Annotated in this window: 15 protein-coding genes; 13 read left to right on the forward strand and 2 right to left on the reverse strand. The window is 41.4% G+C overall.

Annotated elements, in window-relative coordinates:
* From infB to dut, 7 genes are all read left to right on the forward strand, one after another.
* Window positions 1-2,275, forward strand: a 2,275-nt coding sequence (gene infB, locus EHQ52_RS13525; RefSeq protein ID WP_135615746.1) for a translation initiation factor IF-2, incomplete at its 5' end; no start/stop codon positions are given.
* A gap of 7 nt (window positions 2,276-2,282) precedes the next feature.
* Entirely contained in the window at window positions 2,283-2,636 is a 354-nt protein-coding gene (gene rbfA / locus EHQ52_RS13530) for a 30S ribosome-binding factor RbfA (RefSeq protein WP_100709428.1), read from the forward strand.
* Window positions 2,593-3,519, forward strand: a complete 927-nt coding sequence (truB, locus tag EHQ52_RS13535; protein WP_135615747.1) for a tRNA pseudouridine(55) synthase TruB — start codon at window positions 2,593-2,595, stop codon at window positions 3,517-3,519. Before rbfA ends, truB begins: the two co-directional genes overlap by 44 nt.
* A 51-nt stretch (window positions 3,520-3,570) precedes the next feature.
* On the forward strand, window positions 3,571-3,837 hold the full coding sequence (rpsO, locus tag EHQ52_RS13540; RefSeq protein WP_135615748.1) for a 30S ribosomal protein S15: 267 nt from the start codon (window positions 3,571-3,573) through the stop codon (window positions 3,835-3,837).
* Window positions 3,838-3,848: 11 nt separating this feature from the next.
* A complete protein-coding gene (pnp, locus tag EHQ52_RS13545; protein ID WP_135615749.1) occupies window positions 3,849-5,936 on the forward strand; it encodes a polyribonucleotide nucleotidyltransferase in 2,088 nt (695 codons plus the stop codon).
* 43 nt (window positions 5,937-5,979) lie between these two features.
* Window positions 5,980-7,272, forward strand: coding sequence for a M16 family metallopeptidase (locus EHQ52_RS13550; RefSeq protein ID WP_135615750.1), 1,293 nt, complete (start codon window positions 5,980-5,982; stop codon window positions 7,270-7,272).
* A 1-nt stretch (window position 7,273) separates the two neighbouring features.
* Window positions 7,274-7,708 (forward strand): dUTP diphosphatase, encoded by a 435-nt coding sequence (gene dut / locus EHQ52_RS13555; RefSeq protein ID WP_135615751.1) that lies wholly within the window; start codon window positions 7,274-7,276, stop codon window positions 7,706-7,708.
* 104 nt (window positions 7,709-7,812) lie between these two features.
* Here the strand turns inward: dut and EHQ52_RS13560 are convergent, their stop codons facing one another.
* Both EHQ52_RS13560 and EHQ52_RS13565 read right to left on the reverse strand, forming a co-directional pair.
* Window positions 7,813-8,232 carry a type II toxin-antitoxin system VapC family toxin gene (locus EHQ52_RS13560; protein WP_135615752.1) on the reverse strand — a complete coding sequence of 140 codons (420 nt, stop codon included), beginning with the start codon at window positions 8,230-8,232 and terminating at the stop codon, window positions 7,813-7,815.
* Complete coding sequence (locus EHQ52_RS13565) at window positions 8,226-8,477, reverse strand: type II toxin-antitoxin system Phd/YefM family antitoxin (RefSeq protein WP_244244891.1); 252 nt, start codon at window positions 8,475-8,477, stop codon at window positions 8,226-8,228. Before EHQ52_RS13565 ends, EHQ52_RS13560 begins: the two co-directional genes overlap by 7 nt.
* A gap of 383 nt (window positions 8,478-8,860) precedes the next feature.
* Here EHQ52_RS13565 and EHQ52_RS13570 point away from each other — a divergent pair, with 383 nt between their 5' ends.
* The 6 genes from EHQ52_RS13570 (at window position 8,861) to trpD (ending at window position 16,774) form a co-directional block, all read left to right on the forward strand.
* Window positions 8,861-11,722, forward strand: a complete 2,862-nt coding sequence (locus tag EHQ52_RS13570; protein WP_135615753.1) for a DNA translocase FtsK — start codon at window positions 8,861-8,863, stop codon at window positions 11,720-11,722.
* A gap of 102 nt (window positions 11,723-11,824) precedes the next feature.
* Complete coding sequence (locus EHQ52_RS13575; protein WP_135615754.1) at window positions 11,825-12,556, forward strand: LolA family protein; 732 nt, start codon at window positions 11,825-11,827, stop codon at window positions 12,554-12,556.
* 25 nt (window positions 12,557-12,581) lie between these two features.
* On the forward strand, window positions 12,582-13,709 hold the full coding sequence (locus EHQ52_RS13580) for a helix-turn-helix domain-containing protein (protein ID WP_135615755.1): 1,128 nt from the start codon (window positions 12,582-12,584) through the stop codon (window positions 13,707-13,709).
* Between the two features lie 8 nt (window positions 13,710-13,717).
* Window positions 13,718-15,043 (forward strand): 30S ribosomal protein S12 methylthiotransferase RimO, encoded by a 1,326-nt coding sequence (rimO, locus tag EHQ52_RS13585; protein ID WP_135615756.1) that lies wholly within the window; start codon window positions 13,718-13,720, stop codon window positions 15,041-15,043.
* Window positions 15,040-15,774 (forward strand): CDP-diacylglycerol--glycerol-3-phosphate 3-phosphatidyltransferase, encoded by a 735-nt coding sequence (gene pgsA / locus EHQ52_RS13590; protein ID WP_135615757.1) that lies wholly within the window; start codon window positions 15,040-15,042, stop codon window positions 15,772-15,774. The genes rimO and pgsA overlap by 4 nt, the downstream gene beginning before the upstream one ends.
* Window positions 15,764-16,774 (forward strand): anthranilate phosphoribosyltransferase, encoded by a 1,011-nt coding sequence (gene trpD / locus EHQ52_RS13595; RefSeq protein ID WP_135615758.1) that lies wholly within the window; start codon window positions 15,764-15,766, stop codon window positions 16,772-16,774. Before pgsA ends, trpD begins: the two co-directional genes overlap by 11 nt.
* Window positions 16,775-16,778: the final 4 nt, after the last annotated feature.

Here is a 16,778-nt window from a genome sequence, read left to right on the forward strand (position 1 = left end):
AGAGTCCGGTGGCGGCAATTACCGCGGAAATCGTTCTGATGGAAATCAAGGCGGCGGATACCAAAACCGTGAAGGCGGCGGTGGTGGATATCGCGGAGGCCAGGGTGGTCAGGGCGGAGGATACCAAGGCGGTCAAGGCGGCGGCGGTGGATATCGCGGAGGCCAGGGTGGTCAGGGCGGAGGATTCCGTGGTGGTCCAGGCGGACAGGGTGGCGGATTCCGTGGTGGTCCAGGTGGCGGCCAGGGCGGTGGATTTCGTGGTGGCCCGGGTGGTCAAGGCGGAGGATTCCGTGGTGGTCCAGGCGGACAGGGTGGCGGATTTAGAGGCGGCCCTGGAGCAGGAACTCCACCTCCAGGTTTAGGACCTGCAGAGGGCGGAAGAGGAGTTCCTTCCGGCAAAAAACGTAATGATAAAGATAGAGGTGGAAGACCAGAGGGATCGGAAGGTTCTGAAAACTCTAGATTCTACAGACAGAATTACAAAAAGCAGAAAGTAAGCGGGCCTACTGGAGTTTCCGTACCAAAAGAGATCACTCTTTTGGAGAATGTCCAAGTAGGAGAACTGGCTAAGAAAATGAATCTTAAGCCAGGAGATGTTATCGGAAAACTCATGAAAATGGGAATGATGGTGACCATCAATAATATCATCGATGCAGAAACAGCATCCATTCTCGCTGATGAATACGGTTGTAAGGTAAAAGTAGTTTCTCTATATGAAGAAACTCTAATCGACGAAGAAAAAGACAGTCCTGAGGATTATTTCCATAGACCTCCTGTTGTTACCATCATGGGTCACGTCGACCATGGTAAGACAAGACTATTGGATACAATCCGTAAATCTTCTGTCATCGATACTGAGTCCGGTGGAATTACACAACATATCGGTGCTTACCAGGTAAAAACTTCCAGAGGGGAGATCACCTTCTTGGATACTCCTGGTCACGAAGCATTTACATCTATGAGAGCAAGGGGAGCCAAGGTTACGGATATCGTGATCTTAGTGGTTGCTGCTGACGACGGAGTGATGCCTCAAACTTTAGAAGCATTATCTCACGCGAAAGATGCAAAAGTCCCTATCATAGTTGCAATCAACAAGGTGGATCTACCTGCTGCAAATCCTGATAAGATCATGCAGGAACTCGCTAACCATGGACTTCAATCTGAAGAATGGGGCGGAGACACTATGTATTGCAAGATCTCTGCGAAAGAAAATATCGGGATAGATAAACTTTTAGAATCAGTACTTCTACAAGCAGAAGTTCTGGATCTGAAAGCGAACCCTAAACGTAGAGCAAAAGGTACAATCGTAGAAGCGAAACTGGATCCGGGCCGTGGAGCAGTTGCGACAGTTCTTATCCAAAATGGAACCCTAAGAGTAGGAGATCCGTTTGTAGCCGGCGTATTCTCTGGTAGAGTTCGTGCGATGTATGATGATTACGGTCATCTGATTAAGGAAGCGGGACCTGCTTTCCCTGTTCAAGTAACTGGACTCGATGGAGTTCCTGATGCTGGAGCACCTTTCGACTCTGTAGAAGATGAGAAGGAAGCAAGAAACATCTCTCAACACCGTATCGAATTCGAAAGAATTGGAAATGCAGGAGCTGCAGGTTCTAAAGTCACTCTGGAAAACATGAACGAGTTCATCAAACAGGGTGCACTAAAAGAACTGAAAGTAATTATCAAAGCAGACGTTCGTGGTTCTGCAGAAGCGATCAAGGAAGCCCTGGAAAAACTTTCTACTTCGGATGTAAAACTGAATGTAATTCAGTCCGGAGCAGGAGCTATCGTGGATATGGACGTGATGCTTGCATCCGCTTCTAACGCGATCGTGATCGGTTTCCATGTTCGTGCGAATCCTAAAACTATTGCACTCGCCGAGAAAGAAGGCGTTCAGATCAAATACTACAACATCATTTATCAGGTTGTGGATGAGATCAAGATGGCGATGGAAGGACTTCTTGAACCAGAGAGGATCGAAGAAGTTATCGGAACTGCAGAGATCAGAGAAGTATTCAAAGTTTCCAAGATCGGAAATATCGCGGGTTGTATGGTTACTTCCGGAAAGATCACAAAAGCTTCCGGTATCCGTGTGATCAGCGATGGAGTCCAAGTATTCGACGGAAAACTCAAGTCCCTTCGAAGATTCAAAGATGAAGTCAATGAAGTTGTGAATAATTTCGAATGCGGTATCCAGCTCGAAAACTACAACGACTTTAAATCAGGTGATACGATCGAAGCTTATACAGTCACAGTAGTAAAACGGAAACTGGAGTAGTGTTAGAGTGAATCCGATCCGTAAAAGGAAAATCGAAGCGGAGACGGTTCGAACCGTCGCCATGATGATCCTGGCCGGAAAAGTCAAGGACCCTCGGGTCCATATGGTTTCCGTTCACAGATCGGAACTCTCGGACGATTCCAAAAATCTAAAGGTGTACGTTACGGCTATCGTTACGGACAAAAAAAAGGAAAAATTACTCGCTGGATTAAATAGCGCCGCGGGTAAATTTGCCGCGACTCTTTCCACAAAACTCAATCTTAGGGCAACACCGAAGATGAGTTTTGTTTGGGACGAAGAATATATCCAAGGTTTAGATGAATCCCTCCGACTTACGAGAAAACCAACAAATCCGGACTGAATTCGGATTTTTGCTCTTGGATAAACCGATTGGAATGACTTCTTCCGATCTGGTTTTAAAAGCCAAAAAGACTCTCGGACTCAAAAAAGTAGGACATACAGGTACCTTAGACAAGGCCGCTTCTGGTTTGATGGTACTACCTGTAGGCACTTCTACAAGTTTCTCTCAAGTATTTTTAGGAAAAGACAAAGAGTATGAAGCTGATGTACAGTTTGGCTTCTCCACTGACTCTGGAGACAGAGAAGGTTTAGTTGTAGAAGATTGGGAAACTTCTAAGATCCAAAAATGGTATGAGGAATCCATGCCTAACTTGGAAGAAATTCTTTCTAAGGTTTCCAGTTGGGAAGAGCAAATCGCACCTGAAGTTTCCGCACTCAAGGTGCAAGGGCAGAGAAGAGCGAAATTGTTTAGAGAAGGGATCTCTGTTCCACCAAGCATTCGTAAGATTAAAATATTTGAATTCAGTGCTGGAGACTTCTGCCCAGAAGGTTTCAAGTTGAAGACCAGGGTTTCAGGCGGAACTTATATCCGTAAGCTAGTCATGGACATAGCTGCAGAAGTAGGAATCCCAATGTGTCTTAAGTCCTTGAATAGGACCAAGGTAGGTAAACTCAAACTGGAGCAGGCAGACACCTATGAGGCGCTTCTACTTGGGAAGGCAATTATACATCCTCCGGAAGAGATATTGGATATTCCTTCGGTAGAGATCCCGAGCACCGAGGTAAAAGATGTTTTTCACGGGAAAAAGATAAAGCTCGACTGGATCCCGGCCCAGGAGTTCCTACTTACCTCTCCGGAAGGAGAGATTTTGGCATATTGCAGAAGAGAGGGACTTCCTGGCAGCCTTTCTTATAAATATTTGAAGGTCTTTTCTAAAATTTAGCTTGGACAGGGGGTTAGGCCCCCGAAAATTGGCAACAGGTACAATCAAACTATGGTAACTACGGAACAAAAGAAGCAAATTATATCTACATTTGCAAAAGGACAGGGGGATACCGGTTCAACGGAAGTACAAATCGCCCTTCTAGACGCTCAGATCAAAGATCTTAACGAGCATTTTAAAACTCATAAAAAAGATTTTCATTCTAAAACTGGTCTTCTTAAACTTATCAGCAAGCGTAAAAAGTTACAAGAATATCTAAAACGTACTGATCTAGAACGTTATAAAAAACTAATCGAAGCTCTCGGACTCCGCAAGTAAGGAGTCCTCTCATGGCTAAAACTATTAATGGCCAATTTGGCCGTGATTCAATCACTCTCGAAACGGGAGACTGGGCGAAGCAAGCCCACGGGTCCGTAGTATATAAAACCGGAAATCTAGTTTTATTAGCGACTGTTTGTGCCGCAGACGAACCTAAAGAAGGCCAAGACTTCTTTCCACTTACTTGCGAATATTCTGAAAAAGTTTATTCAGTAGGTAGATTCCCCGGTGGATATTTCAAAAGAGAAGCAAAACCTTATGAGCATGAGGTTTTAAATTCAAGGATCATCGACAGACCGATCCGTCCTCTTTTCCCTGAAGGATATTTCTGCGAAGTTCAATTGCAGGTAACTGTTCTTTCAGCAGACAACGAAATTTCTACAGCTGGTCACGCGTTAAATGCTGCTTCTGCTGCATTAACGATCTCTAATATTCCTTTTAATGGTCCGATTGCCGGAGCAAGAGTAGGAAGAATTAACGGAGAACTCGTGATCAATCCTAGTAACAAAGAGATCCTGAATTCTGATCTGGATCTGGTAGTTGCTGGAACTAAAACCCATATCGTAATGATAGAGGGTGAGGCAAAAGAATTATCCAATTCTGAAATGTTGGAAGCATTAAAGTTTGCTCATCAACATATCGCAAAATTTGTAGAACTTCAAGAGTCTTGGGCGAAAGAACTCGCCGTAGTCAAAAAAGAAGTTAAACTTAGAGTAAAAGACGAAACTCTTTTAGGCGAAGTTCGTAAATATGCATTCGATAAGATTTCTTCTGCAAATAAAACTGCAGATAAAACTTCTCGTAATAAAGAAATTTCTAATGCAAACAAAGAAGTTGTAGAACACTTTAAAGAAACCGTAACCGAATCTGAGAAGATCAAGGACATCAAAAACTTCTTACATGAACTCGAGTATGAGATCGTAAGAGAGCAGGTATTAAAAGAAGGAGTTCGTTTTGACGGTAGAAAGTTGGACGAGATCCGAAATATCAGCGTAGAGATGAGCCCTCTTCCAGGAGTTCACGGTTCTGCAGTATTTACAAGAGGTCAAACCCAGTCTTTGGGAACAGTTACTCTTGGAACTGCATCTGACAACCAACGTTATGAAACATTGGAAGGTCAGAAAGAAAAGAACTTCATGCTTCATTATAACTTCCCTGCATTCTCAGTAGGAGAAGTAAGAAGATCTTCCGGGCCAGGTCGTAGAGAGATCGGTCACGGAAACTTGGCAGAAAGAGCACTTAAACTAGTTCTTCCTAAGCCGGATGATTTCCCTTATGTGATCAGAGTTGTATCCGAAATTTTAGAATCCAATGGATCTTCTTCCATGGCTTCCGTATGTTCCGGATCATTGGCTCTAATGGCAGCGGGTGTTCCTATCAAGTCCGCAGTTTCTGGAATTGCAATGGGATTATTCTCAGACGAATCCGGAAGATTTGCAGTATTATCTGATATCGCGGGATTGGAAGACCATTTCGGTGATATGGACTGTAAGATTGCAGGAACCAGAAAAGGGATCACTGCATTCCAGATGGACTTAAAAGTAACTGGTGTTGCGTTTAATGTTCTTGAGGCAGTATTCGCTCAGGCTGAAAAAGCTCGTTTCCATATCTTGGACGTAATGGAAAAATCCATCTCCAAAGCTGCAGATTCGGTTTCTCGTACAGCGCCTAAAATTATCGTTAAGTATATACCTAAAGACCGTATTGGGGAACTGATAGGTCCAGGTGGTAAAAATATCCGTGGGATCATCGAAGCATCTGGCGCGGATATCAATATAGACGATGATGGAAAAGTGACTATCGCGGGAGCTAACCAAGAGCAGGCAGAAAAAGCTGCAGGCATGGTAGAAGGTTTCTTCGCAGAAGTTGAAGTAGGAAAAATTTACGAAGGCAAAGTAAAACGTATCACCGATTTCGGTGCCTTTGTGGAGATCCTGCCAGGTAAAGAAGGACTTTGCCATATTTCCAAATTGGATTCCAAACGTGTGAATTCAGTGAAAGACGTAGTTAAAGAAGGTGAGATCATCCGTGTCCGCGTATTAAACGTGGATAAAACAGGTAAGATCGATCTTTCCAGAAGAGACGCTCTCGAAGTTTAGAAACAAATAAGACCGGCGAAATTTTTTCGCCGGGTGTCCGCCATTGCTTTTTCTAGAAGAAAAAAATCATAAAATAACATTAGGGAACGGACTTGTAGTCTTGTTCCAAAGAGCTCCTTATTCAGTAAGTGTGTCTATGGGAGTGTATGTAAAAGTGGGATCCAGGTCTGAAACTTTGGAAAACGCTGGTTACTGCCATTTCCTAGAACATATGCTTTTCAAAGACACTGAAAAGCGAACTGCAAAACAACAAGCAGAAGATTGGGAAAGAGTAGGAGCTTACTCTAACGCAGCCACTTCCAGAGAATACACTTACTTTCATGCAACCTTAGCTTCCAGAGATCTGGAACTCGGACTGGAATTGCTTTCAGAAATGATGTTCCAACCTTTATTCAGGGACCAAGATATCCGTACAGAAGCGGAAGTTGTCTTGGAAGAGATGAAAGGTTATGAAGATTCTCCAGAAGACGCCATCCACGATTTTTATTATAATAATCTATTCAGGGAAAATTCTCTAGGAAGAGATATTATAGGGACTGAAGCCTCAATCAGAGGGGTAACTCCTTCTAGTCTTAGGAATTTTTACGAAACCTATTATCATCCAGAGAATATGATACTTTCTCTTTCCGGAAATTATGAGCCAGAGTTTGTATTCGATCTAATTTCTAAATACTTCTCCCATTCAGTCAAAAAGGGAAAAGAAGGCACATTCGAAACTCCTAAAAAGGAATTCGGATATTTCCGCAAAGGGAATAAGGAAACAGAACAGGCCTATTTTATTTTAGGCGCAGAAGGTTTTCCTCGTAATTTCCACGATGCTACAAGGCTTTCTCTTCTCACACATGTTTTAGGCGGGGGAATGTCTTCTCGTTTATTCCAAAAAGTCAGAGAAGAAAAAGGACTTTGTTATCATATCACTAGTTATCCTTCTTCTTATCGTGATGTAGGGATCAATTCAATTGTATGTTCTACTTCCAAAGAAAGATTTGCAGAAAGTCTGGAATTGATCTTAGAAGAATTAAAACTTTTCGTAGATAAGGGAGTTACTTCCCAAGAGTTGAAAGACGCTAAAACAAACCACGAAGGAAGCCTTTCCATCGGTTACGAGCATACTGAAAGTAGAATGAATAATATCGCTTTCCAAGAGTTGTATTACGGAAAATATAATTCTTTAGAAAATAGGATCAAAGAGATCCATTCAGTAACGGAAGAAGAGATAAATCAAACTGTCCGAAAAATATTCGCACTTCCAGAGTTACATCTTTCTGTTTTGGCAAAATTAAAAACGAAAGAAGAACAAAAAATTAAATCCATTTTCGGATCTTATTCCTACTAATATGAAAATCCCAGTTAAAAAATTAAAAGAAAAGGCTCTTCTTCCTGAGATCAAAACTTCAGGTTCTGCAGGTTATGATATTGCTTCTTGTTTGGATTCCACTCTGACATTACCTGTTGGAGAAGTTGTTTTAGTTCCTACAGGACTTTCTTTTGCGATCCCAGAAGGATTTCATTTTGAGATCAGGCCTCGCTCCGGATTTTCTACTAAATTTAAGATCCTAATTCCGAATACTCCAGGCACAATCGATTCAGACTATCGAGGAGAATTGATGGTGCCACTTCTCAACCTGGGAAAAGAACCTTATCTTTTAGAAGATAAAACTAGGATCGCTCAACTTTTGATCCGCCGCACCTGGCATACTGATTGGGAAATTGTGACGGAACTGCCTGAATCCGAAAGAGGAGTAGGCGGCTTCGGTAGTACCGGTTTCTGAGACGCAGAGAGAAAAGATTGGGGATTTGTATTCACAAAAACTCTGCGCCTTCGCAGCTCTGCGTGCCAGTCCTAACACCGTGTCTTTCTTTGTCTTAGCGTCTCTTATTTAAAAACTTCTATCTTTAACTTCTTAGCTATGGCTGAAATTTTTTCGTCTAGAGTTGCTATACCAGCGCCCTTGCGGATACAAAGTTCCAGATACGCAGCATCGTAAGAAGAAAGTTCATGATTCAATGCTAGTTCTTGGATATGGCGGAACACTTCGAAAGATAAATTGATATCGAATTCGATAGGAAGAGATTCGAAAATAGAAACGATCTGTTTTCCTTGGAGATCGGTTAGTCTTTTTCGTCTTTTGGAAACAAGTATTACGTTATTAAACTCATACCACCAAAGACTTGGGACGACCGCTCGGATTGACTTGCCGATCAATTGAAGGAATTGATCGGCTTTAGGGGATTTTTCATCCGGTAAAAAACTCGCTGCTGCTAAGGAACAATCCAAAACCCAGAGTTTTACCATTTGCGGCCTTCGTTGATAAATTCTTTAATATTTACCTTCGAAGAAATGCTGGCTCTGATCTTTTTTAAAGTGTTAAGTCCCTCTTTGGAATCGAATTCGATCTCTTCCGAAAATGGAACGAGTTTAGCGATCGGTTTTCCTCTATGTGTGATCACAAAAACCTCTCCTGATTGTACTTTTTTGAGTAATTCCGATAAATGGGTCTTCGCCTGGAAGGCGGAAACCGATTCCATGTTTACGTTCATAGTAAACACTAGTCTATTAACTGGTTGATTTAAATTTTCAAGAAAAAAACCGAAAGATGCCCGGAAAACTCATTCCTGCGGGGAGGAGAGGTTTACCACGCGAAGCCGCGAAGCTAAAAAGAGCCTTTTGTTGACCTAGTCCGAGGATCTTCTTTTCTTGGCCCCTTTGCGTGAAAATTTGTAAATTTTACAAAATCGACAGACCAAACTATGTAAGGAAAAGAATTTATAATAAAAATCCCTGAATTATACCCCTCTGTGACTTCGTGTCTGCTGTGTGCCAGAAACTCCGTGTTCTCCGTGGACTCTATGCGAACTCTATGACCCTTTTTCCACATTTTGTCTCTTTTCAGATTTCGGTTTTTTGCCGATTCTTAGGAGGTATGGATAGAAAGGACCAAATTATCGGACAAAATATTGCGATTTGGGAAAAGGGACGTGCGGCATTGCCGTATCTTCTACTTTTCACTGGGATTTTTCTGACCCTTTCTCTGGGTTCTTTTACCATCGCTGAAAATGGAGTAGAAGCTAACCTTTTTGGTAGGCTCGGCCATTACCTTTCCTGGGGATTTTTATACTTATTTGGGAATGCTTCTTTTGTTCCCGGCATCATGCTTATCTTAACTGGCGGAATCCTTCTTGCGAAGCCTGCTCAGGATGTTACTAACAAACTTCTTACCATTCCGTTATTCTTACTCGCCGTCGCAGTAAGTTTGAATGTTTTCGGAAATGTTTCTACAGTTCCATTTGCATCTAACGGTGGAGTTCTTGGGCAAGCACTCGCTGTGGCTTTGGAATATCTTCTTGGTTCTACTGGAAGACTTCTTATTCATTTCGTGGTCTATTTTTACGGCATACTAGTTTATCTGAACGAATCTCCAGTCCATTTTTTTGGAAGGCTTCTTGCACAAAGCGGCCGGGACTGGAAGGAGCAATGGCTTTCCGGTTATATGAGTGGAAGAACCAAAAAAGAAGAAGAGTTCGAAAATTACGAATCTACATTTGCAAAAACCAAATCTACTGATTGGTCCAAAGGTCTTGCAGGTATGATGAATTCAGTTTCTTCATGGAAAGAAACAAACGCTGAAGTTTCAGAAGAAAATGTGCCTCCTTGGTTTCGTAGAGAAGTTTCGGGTCCTTCTTCGGAGAAACAGAACCCAGTGAAAACTACTACAAACTTGGAATCATATATTCAAAAAGTAAAAGGCAATTCTAAGGTTGCAGATATAAAAGAATCTAATGTGCAATATAGAAATTCAGGTCTTCTACAGGGATTTTTTGAAGATGATAGAAAGATTTTCCAATTCCAAACTGCCTCTTCTCGCCTTGTGGAGAAAGTGTATGGAATTCAGGATAGAAAAGAAGATATTATAGCTACCTCTAAAAAGGCATGGGAGATCTTGGATCTTAGGAGTGAAACTTCTGCACAACCTTCTTTTGTAAAAGAAGAAGTGCCGCATGTGGTTCTTGAAACAGAAAAGTTGGAAGAAGAAGTCCAACCATTCATTTCTAATAAAGAAATTATAGAAGAAGTTTCCGCCGAAGGGGAAAACTTCCAAGAAGAAGGCGAAGAACTGGAAGAATGGACCGAAGAGGAAGATTCTTTGGAAGACCTGGAAGATTCGAAAGAAGAATACGAGGAAGAAGTAGAAGAATCTGACGAGTTGGAAGAAATTGAAGAGATCGAAGAACCTAAGGCTGTTGCGGCGCCGGAGGTGGTAATTCCTAGTACGTTACCTTCTCCTGTTGTAGCTCCTACATCCGTTGCGGAAAAGAAACCGAAACAATCTGAACTTCCATTTACTCCAGTTTCTATGGTGCCAGTATTCCGTTCTAAACGTTCTGTGTATCATATTCCTCTGAATCGTTTGAAGAGTAATCCTACAAAAGTACAAGATGCACTTTTCAAAGTAGAATCTGAAAAGGTTGCATTCGAGATTGAGAACGCTCTAAAAGTATATGGTTATGAAGCAAAGGTTGTAGGATGGGAAAGAGGTCCTATCATCACTCGTTATGAACTCACTCCTCCTCCTGGGGTGAAGTTGGGAAGGATCACTTCTTTGACTGACGAGCTTAGGATGTATCTTGCAGTTAAGAATATTCGTATCGTCGCTCCTATTCCAGGTAAATCCACGATCGGTATCGAGGTTCCAAATAAACATAGAGAAGATGTTTTCCTGGGAGATATATTACGTTCTTCTTTAGCACCTAAACCTAAAAAAGATCTGAATATTGTGATCGGTAAGGATATTTCAGGCAAGCTTGTATCCATTGATTTAAATAAACTTCCTCACTTGCTTGTGGCAGGAACTACTGGTTCTGGTAAATCAGTTTGTTTGAATGCGATGATCGCTTCTTTGGTCTTAAATCTTTCTCCAGAAGAAGTTCGTTTTATAATGATAGACCCTAAGATGGTGGAACTTACTCTGTTTGAGGATATTCCTCATCTTCTTATGCCGGTGATCAAAGATGCTCGTAAGGCAACCAAATCACTCTCTTGGGTGATCCAAGAAATGGAAGCGCGTTATGAAGCTGTATCCCAATTGAAATGTAGGGATTTCCGTTCTTATAATGAGAAGGTAGAAGAACATTATCACAAAGAAGGTTATAATAAAATGCCTTATCTTGTGGTGTTCATAGATGAGCTTGCTGACTTAATGATGGTGTCCGGAAAAGATCTGGAAGATGCGATCACTCGTATCAGCCAGAAGTCCAGAGCGGTAGGGATCCACTTAGTGATGGCGACCCAAAGACCTTCTGTGGATGTGATCACTGGTCTTATCAAAGCGAACTGTCCTGCAAGGATAGCATTCCATGTGGCTCAAAAAACTGACTCTAAGATCATTCTGGATATGAATGGTGCTGAGTCTCTTCTTGGAAAAGGGGATATGTTATACAAGTCTCCTACTTCTGCGGACCTGGCTCGTATCCAGGCTCCATTTATCTCTGAAGAAGAGATAGAGAAGATCGTGGATGAGGCTAAAAAATACGGAGCTCCTACCTACGTAGAATTCGATCTGGAAGAAGAAACTGAATCTGACTCCGCGGAAGAGATGGATGAGGAACTATTCGATAAGGCCTGGGAAATCGTAAGGACGGATAGAAAGGCGAGCGCAAGCTACTTACAAAGACGTTTGAAAATCGGCTATAACAGGGCCGCTCGGATCATGGAATTAATGGAAGAAAGGGGATATGTTTCTGCGATCCTGGGATCTAAGGGACGGGAAATTTTAAGGTCTGCTTAAAAATTCGACCCGGTCTAGGAATTTCCAGGCCGGGAAAAGAAACCAAGTGACAGTGGGGCGGATACTCGCCATCCTGGAAAAAAATCCCTGCATTACCTGAGAATGAAAGATACCTTAAGCAATCGTTCTGTATTTATCGCCCTTTGCCTGTCCGTTTTATTCGGCAGCTTTTCCCTGGGCGCTCAGTCATCCGCAAAACACCATTGGAATTCACCTTCTGAAGTGGTTAAAAAAGTCAGAAAAACTTTTTCGGACCTAAAATCTTATAAGGCTGATTTCGTGATCCAAACGGAATCAAACAAAAAAGTAGTCACTAAAAAAGGTGTCTGCTACTATAAGAAGGGTGGAAAGATCAAATATGAATTTTCAGATCCTTCCGGTGACGAGATCGTTTCTGACGGCAAAACTCTTTGGATCTTTATCAAAAGATTAAATGCTGCAGGAAAGCAAGATCTTACATTAAATAAATCTAATAAATCTGGACCTATTTTTTCCCCAATGACGGAAGAGGGTCTTTCCAGGATTTTTAGAAAGTATCATTATAAATTCGAGTCCATAGAACAACCTCAGGTTTCTCCTAAAGACAATCGTCAATATTTCGTATTGGCTTTGGAACAAAGAGAGAAGATTGGCGGTTACGAAACTATGACCCTCTATGTAGATGCTCAAACTTCCTTTATTAAAAAGGCAGTTGCGAGTGACGGAAGAGGCAAGACCACCACTGTAGAATTTTTCGGATTAGATCCGAATGCGGATATCGAGGACGGAGTGTTTAATTTCCGCCCTGACGGTAATTCTAAAATCGTAAATAACCCCTTGGTGTCGGAAGAATAAATCTTCCTAGGAAAGGAGAGCGAAATTGAATCAGAAACGAGTAGGGCAAATCCTTAGAGAGGCTAGGGAAGAAAAAAAGCTCACTGTAAAGGACGTATCTAAGGATACGAATATTTCCGTTAAATACATTCTCGCATTGGAGACTGAGGATTATGCCCAGTTTCCTGGAGAAACATTTACCATAGGATTTTTAAAAAACTACGGTAGCTACTTAAAGTTAGACACGGGGATGCTGATCAATTTATACAGAGGGGAGAAGATCGAAGAATCTCAAGCTCCTTTAGAAGAACTCACCAAACCTACTTCTAATTTTTATTATGATCTAAATTTCGATAAGAACAAACTGATTACTGCAATCACCGTTCTAATAGTGGCGATTACTCTAGTTGTGGTTTATAATCTAGTTGATGGAGTTTCTTCTGGTGACGATGTTTCGGAAGAAAGCGGCAGAAGATTGGAGATCCCTGAAAATATAGACTTCATCAATCGTTCCGTTCCAGAAACAAGACCTGAAAGTTTTATCTTAACTGCAAACCAAGGTGTAAGCTTTAGCGCATCTAACCAACAATGTAAACTTTTCATTTCTTCTGTAGAACAAGGATCTGATGCAAATACTGCAGTTCTTGCTTTTAATGTGTATCCTGAATTGACAGTTTACAAATTCAGATTGTCTGAAGGACAGGAAAAAGTCCTCAGTTATTCTATCCCTGAAATTTCTTCCTTACGCAGAAGTATCCGTATCGCTGCTCAAAGTGTGACCGGAAGTTCTGCAAAAGTTTTAGTTTCTTTAAGTGAAGAAGAGAAACAAGGCACTACTGTCCAGTCTAATCCTCAAGGAGAGGACTCTACTAAAACTTTAGGTGATGTTCCGATCCAAGTTACATTATTTTTCTCTAAACCAAGTTATGCAGAGTTCATGATCGATGGTCAAATGGGCTTCAGAGGACTTGTGCAAGGTGGAGAAAATAAAACTCTAGAAGCGAAAGATCGTCTGGAGATCAAAGTAGGTGATGGTTCCGCAGTGGAGATGATCCAAAACGGAAAACCTAAAGTGGTCTTAGGACGCCCCGGAAAATTAGTGAAGAAAGTTTATATAAAAACACCAAACCCTTACGATAGCACTCAGTTTATCATTAAGGAGTTGGGCGAGTAAGGCTTCGTTTGGATAAAAAGTTCTACATTACCACTCTTGGATGTCCCAAAAATACCGTGGACTCCATGAGCATGCACCATTCCCTTTTGGAAGAAGGTTTTCTTCCGGCTACAAAACCGGAAGAATCTGACTTCCATCTGATCAATACCTGTACATTCATTCGATCCGCTACAGAAGAAACCATCCAGACTATACTTGGTGCGGCTCACGCTAAAAAGCAAGAAGGCCAAAAGTTAGTCGTAGTAGGATGTTTTGCAGAAAGATATCCAAAAGACATCTCCGCAGAAATCCCAGAGGTAGATCTGGTTTTCGGAACTGGAAAATATTCCCAAGCAGGAAAGATCATTAAGGAAGCTTTCCGCAGAGATATTTCTTCTCCTGCAAAGACCGAATTTAATTTAGATATCGTAGAGAGAATGAAACTCTCTCCAGAGATAGAAAACTATTCCAAACCTTATGCGTATGTAAAAGTTTCTGATGGTTGTAATAGAGGATGTGCTTTCTGTATCATTCCTTCTCTACGTGGAAAATTCGTAGATTCTCCTTTGGAAGAGATCTTAAGAGATACTAAAAGAGCGATCTCTGCAGGTGCAAAAGAGATCTGTTTAGTTTCCCAAGATACAGTGTATTACGGAAAAGATTCAGACAAACTTCTGGATATGATCAAAGCTGTTTCGGATATCGAAAATCTTGAAATTTTAAGATTATTATATTTATACCCTGATAAGAAGACTGAAAAAATCCTGAGGCTTATGGGTGAAACTCCTAAGATCGCTCCTTATCTAGAATCTCCTCTCCAACATGTTTCCGAAAGAGTATTAAAAAACATGAATAGAAGCGGGGGATATTTCCAATTCAGGGATCTGTATTCTCTTGCGAGAGAAATGAGACCTGATCTTGAGATCAGAACTTCTTTTATTTTAGGTTTTCCTGGAGAAACAGGAGAAGATGTGGATGAGATCTTACGCTTTGTAGAAGAGACTCGTCCAGAAAAATTGAATTTATTCTCTTATTCTCCTCAAGAAGGAACTAAGGGTGCAGACCTGACCCAAACAGTTTCAGATAAAGAGAAGGCGAAAAGGATCAATCTGATCCGAGATACTCATTTGAAAATCCTACAAGAGATCCATGAATCCAGAATAGGTAAAACTTATACTGCGATCGTAGATGGATTGGAAGGAAATACCGCAATCGTTAGACGTTTGCAGGATGCTCCGGAAATTGACGAAGTGGTTTATGTAGAAGATCCTTCTTTGAAGCCTGGAACAATCGGAAAAGTGAAAATCGAATCTTTTTACGAATACGACATGATGGGAACTTGGTTGGAATCTTGAATCCGAATATTAATATACCCAATGCTCTTACCGTACTAAGAGTTGCTTCACTTCCTTTTTTCATCTGGTTTTTATACCAGAAGGAGCAGGCTTACCATATCGCCGCTCTAGTTTTATTCTCTCTTGCATCTCTTACAGATTTTATAGATGGTTATTTGGCTAGGAAATGGAAACAAGAGACCGAGTTCGGAAAATTTTTAGACCCACTCGCAGATAAGATCATTGTAGTAGGTTGTTTTACTACATTCATATTTCTGCATGAGCAAATAGAACTTTGGATGGTGATTCTCATCATTGGAAGAGATATGCTTATCACAACCTTACGTTATCTCGCGATCCGTTTGGGAAAATCTATCCGTACGACCATGCTTGGAAAGGTAAAGACTGCCTTCCAGATGGGCGCTATTATTTTAATTTTGATCTTCTTTATATTAGTTTCCTCGAATAAAAGAATTCTGATCAATGAGGTCTACCAAAGTGGTAAACTTGAAGGAATGACCGTTTTTGGGATCGCTTCTGAAAACGCAGTTGCATTCGTTAAGGTTTGGCAGGAAAACGGTGCCCCCGGCTGGAACGAGTTAGTATTTGGACTAGGTGGATTTGTTCCGTACTTCGGAATGCTTTTGACCACTCTGATCACTGTACTTTCCGGAATTCGTTATTTGTTCTCAAACAGGGAAGTGATCCGTTACAGCTCTATACGGAGGGCCTTCGGTAAAAATGGAAATTAGACAAGCTATCATAAAAGTTTTAGAAAAAAAACATCTTACAGTTTCAGAAGCGGAAACTACTATCAATTCGGTAATGAAGGGAGAAGTATCCGAGATATTACTTTCTTCTTTTTTGACCGCAATGAGAGCAAAAGGAGAAACAGTAGATGAACTATTGGGTTTCTGTTTGGCTCTTCGCCGTAACGCGCTTAAACCTAAAACAGCTTTTCCTTTTGATATGTTGGACACTTGCGGAACCGGCGGTGATGGAAAAGGTACAGTAAACATTTCCACACTTTCTGCCATTGTAATTTCTTCTCTTGGTGTCAAGGTCGCAAAACATGGAAACCGTTCTGTTTCTTCTCATACTGGTTCTAGCGATATTCTCGGAAGACTAGGTTATAATACTGAGAAAACCCAAGAAGAAGTGGAGTCTCATCTGGTTGATAACGGATTTGCATTCTTATTCGCTCCAATGTGGCATCCATCTATGAAGTTTGCGGGACCAGTTCGTAAAGAATTAGGTTTTAGAACGCTATTTAATATGATTGGACCTTTAAGTAATCCATTCTCTCCTCAATACCAGATCATTGGAGTGTATGAGCCTGAGTTGACTGAAACTTTTATCCGGGTTTTACAAGGTTTGGGTTTGAGAAGAGCTCTAGTATGTCATTCTAGAGACGGACTGGATGAATTTTCCATTTTCGAAAAAACGGATTATACTCTATTAGAAGACGGTGTAATCTCCAGAAAAGACTTCGATCCTAAAGATCTGGGCGTAAAAGATCTGGATCCTGCGGAAGTATTTACAAGTGGTCCGGACCAAGCTGAGTCCCTGGCTCGAAAGATACTGGCAGGAGAGAAGATTGCGGGCACACATGCAGTCGCCTTGAATGCTGGGGCAGGGCTTTTCACCTTGGGAAAGGCTCCTTCTATCCTAGATGGATACAAAACCGCATTAGAACAGTTGGCTTCCGGAAAAACAGGCGCCTTCTTTCAAAATTTAATTACCAAGGGATAATAAA

The sequence above is a fragment of the Leptospira koniambonensis genome, assembly GCF_004769555.1.
In the GTDB taxonomy this organism is placed as follows: domain Bacteria; phylum Spirochaetota; class Leptospiria; order Leptospirales; family Leptospiraceae; genus Leptospira_B; species Leptospira_B koniambonensis.